The 7,282-nt window shown below is 63.4% G+C and carries 10 protein-coding genes; 4 read left to right on the forward strand and 6 right to left on the reverse strand.

Annotated elements, in window-relative coordinates:
- The first annotated feature begins 253 nt into the window (after positions 1 to 253).
- Complete coding sequence (locus Q8N40_RS18635; protein WP_305320870.1) at positions 254 to 832, forward strand: hypothetical protein; 579 nt, start codon at positions 254 to 256, stop codon at positions 830 to 832.
- A gap of 211 nt (positions 833 to 1,043) precedes the next feature.
- On the opposite strand, the gene Q8N40_RS18640 is transcribed toward Q8N40_RS18635, so the two are convergent.
- From Q8N40_RS18640 to Q8N40_RS18660, 5 genes are all read right to left on the reverse strand, one after another.
- Entirely contained in the window at positions 1,044 to 1,529 is a 486-nt protein-coding gene (locus Q8N40_RS18640; RefSeq protein ID WP_305320867.1) for an ATP F0F1 synthase subunit B, read from the reverse strand.
- A gap of 5 nt (positions 1,530 to 1,534) precedes the next feature.
- On the reverse strand, positions 1,535 to 2,068 hold the full coding sequence (locus tag Q8N40_RS18645; protein WP_305320866.1) for a F0F1 ATP synthase subunit B': 534 nt from the start codon (positions 2,066 to 2,068) through the stop codon (positions 1,535 to 1,537).
- Positions 2,069 to 2,130: 62 nt separating this feature from the next.
- Positions 2,131 to 2,358 (reverse strand): F0F1 ATP synthase subunit C, encoded by a 228-nt coding sequence (locus Q8N40_RS18650; protein ID WP_009796340.1) that lies wholly within the window; start codon positions 2,356 to 2,358, stop codon positions 2,131 to 2,133.
- A 56-nt stretch (positions 2,359 to 2,414) separates the two neighbouring features.
- On the reverse strand, positions 2,415 to 3,161 hold the full coding sequence (locus Q8N40_RS18655) for a F0F1 ATP synthase subunit A (protein ID WP_305320865.1): 747 nt from the start codon (positions 3,159 to 3,161) through the stop codon (positions 2,415 to 2,417).
- A gap of 75 nt (positions 3,162 to 3,236) precedes the next feature.
- The gene (locus Q8N40_RS18660; RefSeq protein ID WP_305320864.1) at positions 3,237 to 3,608 is read right to left on the reverse strand and encodes an AtpZ/AtpI family protein; all 372 of its coding nucleotides are present in this window, start codon (positions 3,606 to 3,608) and stop codon (positions 3,237 to 3,239) included.
- 281 nt (positions 3,609 to 3,889) lie between these two features.
- Here Q8N40_RS18660 and Q8N40_RS18665 point away from each other — a divergent pair, with 281 nt between their 5' ends.
- From Q8N40_RS18665 to Q8N40_RS18675, 3 genes are all read left to right on the forward strand, one after another.
- Positions 3,890 to 4,513: a 2-hydroxychromene-2-carboxylate isomerase gene (locus tag Q8N40_RS18665; protein ID WP_305712856.1), complete on the forward strand. Its 624-nt coding sequence runs from the start codon at positions 3,890 to 3,892 to the stop codon at positions 4,511 to 4,513.
- 74 nt (positions 4,514 to 4,587) lie between these two features.
- Positions 4,588 to 5,139, forward strand: coding sequence for a hypothetical protein (locus Q8N40_RS18670; protein WP_305322728.1), 552 nt, complete (start codon positions 4,588 to 4,590; stop codon positions 5,137 to 5,139).
- Between the two features lie 6 nt (positions 5,140 to 5,145).
- Entirely contained in the window at positions 5,146 to 5,619 is a 474-nt protein-coding gene (locus Q8N40_RS18675; RefSeq protein WP_305712857.1) for a secondary thiamine-phosphate synthase enzyme YjbQ, read from the forward strand.
- A 100-nt stretch (positions 5,620 to 5,719) separates the two neighbouring features.
- Here Q8N40_RS18675 and Q8N40_RS18680 read toward each other — a convergent pair.
- A partial coding sequence (locus Q8N40_RS18680; protein WP_305712858.1) for an MFS transporter occupies positions 5,720 to 7,282 on the reverse strand: 1,563 nt, incomplete at its 5' end.

A 7,282-nucleotide genomic window follows, 5' to 3' on the forward strand; every position in this document is an offset into this window, starting at 1 on the left:
AACGGCGTCTGGCAGGATCACCTGCTGTTCGGACTGCTGCACGAGGATTTTCGCGGCTAGCCCCCCAGTTTTCACGAGCCTTTAGGACGCCTTTGGTTAGCCGCCATTGCCCTGCTATAACGCCGGCCGGGGACGATGCTCGAAACACGCAAGTTACCAGGGACGTCGCATGGAGGATAAACCTGTGATCAGGACGGCCGTGCGGCCGGGTCAATCTCGCCGGGTCGCGCTTTTCGCCGCGATTTCATTGGCGATGGGCTGCGGCATGCTGGTCGCGCCGGCGTCGGCGCAGTCCATCACCGATCGCTTCAAGGGCCTGTTCGGCGGCAAGTCCGAAGAGGCTCCCCCGCCGGGAGCGCCGCCCGCCGCGGCGGAAGCCCCGAGCGACCTGTCCTGTCCCCCTGTCACCATTCGTGCGGGAGCCTCGACCTATCAGGTGGCGGCCCCCGGCAAACAGCCGGTCGGCAACGATTTGCGCTTCCAGGTGACGATCACCCGCACGGCGCGCGAGTGCAGCTACAATGCCGGCGAGATCACCGCGCGGATCGGCATTCAGGGCCGCGTCATCGCCGGCCCCGCGGGCGCCCCGTCCAATGTCGACATCCCGATGCGGGTGGCGGTGGTGCAGTCCGGCATCCAGGAGAAGACCATCGCCACCAAGGCGTACCGGACCTCGGTGACGATGTCCGAGGGCGGCAGCGTCCCGTTCGCGCTGGTCGCCGAAGACCTGGTCTATCCGGCGCCGCCGGGAGCGGTCGGCGATTCCTACATCTTCTACATCGGCTTCGACCCGCAGGCGCTGAAGCCGGAACCGAAGGCGAGGAAGAAGTAATTATCTGTCGTCGTCCGGCTTGACCGGACGACCCAGTACGCCGCGGCTTCTCGGCTCTATCGCTGGCGTCTCTGGAATACTGGGACACCCGCCGGAGCCTGTCATCGGGCGGCGCCAAAGCGCCGACCCCGTGGGGGTGACGCCAATCCAGCTCAACAAAAAACCGGCGCGATCATCTCGCGCCGGCCTATGTCAGCGAAATTGAAACGCGTCAGTTCAGCTTGGCCTTGACCTCGGCGATGCCCTTGGCCAGCAGGTCGTCCGCGACCGAGCCTTGCACCGACCGCGACAGGATGGCGGAAGCCGCCGTCACCGCGGCGGTGGCTGCCGCCGCGCGAACGTCGGCGAGGGCCTGGGCTTCGGCGAGCGCGATCTTGCCCTCGGCGGTCTTGGTGCGCCGGGCGACGAAATCTTCCAGCTTGGCCTTGGCCTCGGTCGCGATACGCTCGGCTTCGGCCTTGGCGGACGCAATGATTTCCTGCGCCTCGCCTTCCGCCTTGGCGTGACGGGCCTTGTATTCGGCCAGCAGCTTGGCGGCTTCGTCCCTGAGCCGGCGGGCTTCGTCGAGTTCGGCCTTGATGCGGGCGGCGCGGTTATCGAGCGCCTTCAGCACGGTTTGATGGATCCCGAAATAAGCGAACACGGCCATCAGCAGCACGAAGGCGACGGCGACCCAGAATTCCGCTTGGTAGAGCATCGTCACTATCCCTTCAGCGACGCGTCGACGGCCGCGTCAACGGCCTTGCCGTCGGGCACCACGCCGGTAAGCCGCTGCACGATCGCGGTGGCGGCTTCCGCGGCGATGCCGCGGACGTTGCTCATTGCGGTCTCGCGCGTCGACGCGATGGTTTTTTCAGCCTCGGCGAGCTTGACCGACAGCTTGTCTTCCAGCGCCTTGCGTTCGGCTTCCGATGCCGCGTTCAGCTTTTCGCGGGTCTCGGCGCCGATCGCCTGCGCGCGCGAGCGGGCCGAGGCCAGTTCGCTCTCATAGGCTTTCAGGGCGCTGTCGGACTCATCCTTCAGCTTCTGTGCCGCGGCCAGATCGCCCTCGATCGCAGCCTGACGGTCGTCGATCGTCTTGCCGACGCGCGGCAAGGCGATACGCGAGACGATCAGGTAGAGCGCAACGAACGCAACCAGCAGCGACACCAGTTGCGAAGCAAAGGTGTCCTTCTGGAACGGCGGAAACGGGGCCTTTTGGCCGCCATCCGCCGCGGTATGGGCCGTCGTAGCCACGGGCTTCTCCTCGTTGGACGATCGAGGTCCCGGATCGGGACCTCACCGGCCAGATCTTGGGATCAGAGAGCGAACAGCAGCAACAGCGCGATCAGCAGCGAGAAGATGCCGAGCGCTTCGGTCACGGCGAAGCCGAAAATCAGGTTGCCGAACTGGCCCTGGGCTGCCGAGGGATTGCGCACCGCTGCGGCGAGATAGTTGCCGAAGATGATGCCCACGCCGGCGCCTGCGCCACCCATGCCAATGCAGGCAATACCAGCGCCAATGTACTTTGCGGCAATCGGATCCATGTAACTAACTCCTTCTCGAGGTTTGCTAGAGCGGCAGGTTTGCCAGAAAGGCCAAATCAGTGGCCCGGATGAAGTGCATCGTTGAGATAGATGCAGGTGAGGATGGCGAAGACATAGGCCTGCAGGAACGCGACCAGAAGCTCGAGCGCGGTCAGCGCCATGGTCAGTCCGAGCGGCAACACGGCGCCGGCCCAGCCGAGGAAGCCGAGGGCGCCAAGCATGCCGATGAAGCTCGCGAACACTTTCAGCGCGATGTGGCCCGCCAGCATGTTGGCGAAAAGCCGCACCGAATGCGAAACCGGCCGCAGGAAGAACGACAGCACTTCGATGAACATCACCAGCGGCAGAATCGCGATCGGAACACCCGACGGCACGAATATCTTGAAGAATTTCAGGCCGTTCTTGTAGATGCCGTAGAACAGCACGGTGAAGAACACCACCAGCGCCAGCGCCACGGTGACGATCAGGTGGCTCGAAACCGTGAAGGTGTAGGGAATGATCCCGATGAAGTTCGAGATCATGATGAACATGAACAGCGAGAAGATCAGCGGGAAGAACTTCATGCCTTCCGAGCCGGCGGTGCTTCTGATGGTGCTCGCCACGAATTCGTAGCTCAGTTCGGCCACCGACTGCATTCGGCCCGGGATCAACTGCCGGCCGGTTCCGAGCATCAGCAGCGAGATCACCGCCACCGTCATGAACATGTAGGCCGACGAATTGGTGAACGCGATTTCGTGTCCGCCGATGTGACCGATGGTGAAGAGCTTGGTGATCTCGAACTGGTGAATTGGATCGGCGGCCATGCGTCTCTCAGTCTATCGGTTTCGCGATCTCCAGGGATCGCGTCGAACGTTCAGTTGCGCCTCTAAATGCCCGCGTCAGAGCCGATCAGACTGCTTCGCCATCACGCCCGCGGTCCGCATCACATTGACTACGCCGGCGGTAAAGCCGAGCAGCAAGAATACGATGAGGCCCCAGGGCGAAGTCGACAGCAGGCGATCGAAACCCCAGCCGAGACCCGCTCCGACAAGAACACCGGCAACCAGTTCGGAGGAGAGGCGAAGCCCCATGGCCATGGCGGATGCCCTAGCCTGAGCCTGCTCACTTCCGGACGGGTCAGTCCCGATCTTTCGGCTGTCCCTGACTTCGGACAACCGCTGATCCAGACTCCCGAGCCTTGCGGAAAGCGCGGCTTCGTCGGGCGATTTATCGCGACTTCCATTTCGCTCGCCGTTCGTGCCTTCAGCCATGCTGTGGAGCCCAAACGAACCTGCGGTGGATGGAAATTACGCCCCGTCACCCTCAAAAGCCGCGCGGACCATACTGAGCGTGCCTAACCAAGTCAAGATTGCGTCGTAACCAGTTAGTGCATTGATATATATCGGTTTATTCAATCGGCGCGGGATCGGCGGCCGAGCTGTCGCCGCACTGCAATAGCTCACCCCTGTATCAGCCGACTCTGGCCCAACTTGCACGGCATCGGCGGGTCTGTTGGGATGGCCGCTGACAGCCATTCCCACCTGGAGACCGCATGCCGCGTCAGGTCGATTACTATTTTTCATTCCAGTCCCCGTGGGCCTATATCGGGCACAAATTGTTCCGGGAAGTCGTAAATACCTGGGATCTAAAGGTGAATCACAAGCCGGTGGTGCTGGTTGACCTGTTCTCCGAGACCGGCGGCCTGCCGCTGATGAAGCGCCATCCGGTGCGGCAGCGCTACCGGATGGTCGAATTGCAGCGCTGGCGCGACAAGCGCGGCCTGAATTTCAACCTGCAGCCGGCGAACTGGCCGTTCAACGCGCGGCTCGCCGATGGCGTGGTGATTGCCGCACTGGAGGCCGGCCACGACCCCGATCCCTTTCTGCGCCGCGCTTTCGCGGCGATATGGGAAGACCAGTTCAACCTGAGCGATCCGGCCACCCTGATCAAACTGGCCGACGATTCGGGGCTTCCGGGCAGGCAACTGGTGGAGCGTTCGGGATCCGACGAGATCGGCGTGATCTACGAGCAAAACCGTCAGGATGCGCTGGCGGCTGACGTGTTCGGATCGCCGGTCTATGTGCTCGACGGTGAGGTATTCTGGGGGCAGGACCGGATCGAATTGCTCGCCGACGCGTTGAAATCCGGCCGCGCGCCGTATAGGTCGGAGGTGTAGGATCTGAGATCAGGACAGAGGACCGTGACGGTCTATCGGTCTTGAGGCGGAGGGAGCCCAGCGGAGCCGATCCCATGAGTACAGCGACATCGCCCTCGAAGTTCTCCACAGCAATCGCAGCCGGCGCGGTGATTTTCGGCCTTGCCGGTTTCCTCGCCAGTTCGCTTGCCGGAATCGGCGCCGCCGGCGCGCAAGCGATGCCGGACAGCGAGAAGGGCCGCTATTCGATGTCGACGGTCGGCAACAATGTAATCCGGCTGGATACCAGGACCGGCGCGGTGTCGACCTGCAACAATAGCGGCGCAGGCTGGGCCTGCTACGCGGTGCCCGACGAACGCGCGGCGCTGGATGCGGAAATCGGCCGGCTGCAGGCCGACAATGAAAGGTTGAAGACCGAACTGGCCGCGCGCGAGCCCACCGTCACCGGCAAGATCGACGAAACCTTGCCCAAAGCGGATTCGCTAAGGAAAACGGACCCGAAGGTGGCCGAGGGCGAGCGCAAGATCGAGATTCCGCTGCCGAGCGACCGCGACATGGACCGCATGATGTCGTTTCTGGAGCGGGCGTGGAAACGGCTAATCGAGATGGCCAACCGGGTGCAGAAGGACGTTTCCGGCAGGATCTAAGGTTTAATGTCCCCACCCAAATCCATCTCCCGCTCCGCGCCGTCGACGGTCACCGCCGCCACCATCGTGTCCTCGCTGCTGACGGTGCAGACGCACGGCGCCGGTTTCACCGATCTCACCGCCGAGATCGCAAGGTTCGTCCGCGATGCCGGCGCGCAGGAGGGCGCGCTGACGCTGTTCATCCGTCACACCTCGGCGTCGTTGACGATCCAGGAGAACGCCGATCCTTCGGTGCTGAACGACCTGATGACGGCGCTCGGCCGGCTCGCGCCCGAGGGGGCCGGATGGAGCCATGACACCGAAGGCCCCGACGACATGCCGGCGCATATCAAGACCATGCTGACCGCGACCTCGCTGCAGGTGCCGGTGCTCGAAGGCGAACTCGCGCTGGGGACCTGGCAGGCGATCTACCTGGTCGAACATCGCCGCGCGCCGCACCGCCGCGAGGTCGTGCTGCAGTTTTTTGGAAGCGCGAGTTAGCGCTGTCGCTCATCAGAGCCAAAACAAAACCGGCCGCGGAGCGATCCGCGGCCGGCTTGTGAGGATGATCCGGCGGCGATGGCCGCCGGACCAGTTCAGGTTACTTGGTGATATCGACGTCCTTGGTTTCCGGCAGGAAGAAGAAGCCGACGACCGCGGTGATCGAAGCGAAGATGATCGGGTACCAGAGACCGGCATAGATATCGCCGGTCGAGGCCACGATCGCGAACGAGGTCGCGGGCAACAGTCCGCCGAACCAGCCGTTGCCGATGTGATAGGGCAACGACATCGAGGTATAGCGGATCCTGGTCGGGAACAGTTCGACCAGCATCGCCGCGATCGGGCCGTACACCATGGTGACGAAGATCACGAGGATGAACAGCAGCCCGATTACCGCCGCGGGCTGTGCCCGGAAGATATCGAACGGATGCTGCATCTTCACGATCTGGGCGTCGCCGACCTTCGGATAGCCCGCGGCCTGCACGGCCGCCAGCACCTGCGGGTTCGACGCCGCCGCCGTGTAGGGCACGTCCTTGCCGTTGACGACGACCTTCACGCCGGAGCCTGCGGCACCGTAGCTGGTGGTGTACTTGACCGACTGCTGGGCCAGGTAGGATCGCGCGGTGTCGCAAGGTGCGGTGAAGACGCGGGTGCCGACCGGGTTGAACAGATCGCCGCACAGTGCCTTGTCGGCAACGACCTCGACCTTCACGGTTTCGATCGCCTTTTCCAGCGACGGGTTGGCGTTGGACGTGATCGATTTGAAGATCGGGAAGAAGGTCAGCGCCGCGATCAGGCAGCCTGCCAGGATGATCGGCTTGCGGCCGATCTTGTCGGACAGGGCGCCGAACACGACGAAGAAGCCGGTACCGAGCAGCAGCGACCATGCAATCAGCAGGTTCGCCGTGAAGGCATCGACCTTGAGGATCGATTGCATGAAGAACAGCGCGTAGAACTGGCCGGTGTACCAGACCACGCCCTGACCCATCACGCCGCCGACCAGCGCCAGGATGACGATCTTGGCGTTGCTCCAGTCGGCGAAGGCTTCGGTCAGCGGAGCTTTCGAGCTCTTGCCCTCGTCCTTCATCTTCTGGAACACCGGGGATTCGTTGAGCCGGAGCCGGATCCAGACCGAGATGCCGAGCAGCACGACCGAAACCAGGAACGGAATTCGCCAGCCCCAGTTCTGGAACGCGGTGGTGAAGACCTTGCCGGCGAGGGCAGGATCGGTCAGCGCCGGATAGGGTGCGGCGATCGCGGTACACACGGTGCCGGCGCAAGCGGAGCCGGCGAAGTTGTTGTTGACGTAGGCGGTGACGAACAGAATCACCAGCAGCGAAAGGAACAGGCCGAGCGTGGCCGTGGTTTGAATGAACGACGTGTAGTAGCCGCGTTTGCCCATCGGCGCATGCTCGGCCACGTAAGTGGCGGCTCCGCCATACTCACCGCCGAGCGCGAGGCCCTGCAGCAACCGCAGACCGATCAGGATGATCGGCGCCGCGATGCCGATGGTCGCCGCGTTCGGCAGCAGGCCGACGATGAAGGTCGACAGGCCCATGATCAGAATGGTGACGAGGAAGGTGTATTTGCGGCCGACGATGTCGCCGACGCGGCCGAACACGATGGCGCCGAACGGACGGACGATGAAGCCCGCGGCGAAGGC

Origin of the sequence: Bradyrhizobium sp. (assembly GCF_030693485.1) — a bacterium.
GTDB lineage: Bacteria > Pseudomonadota > Alphaproteobacteria > Rhizobiales > Xanthobacteraceae > Bradyrhizobium.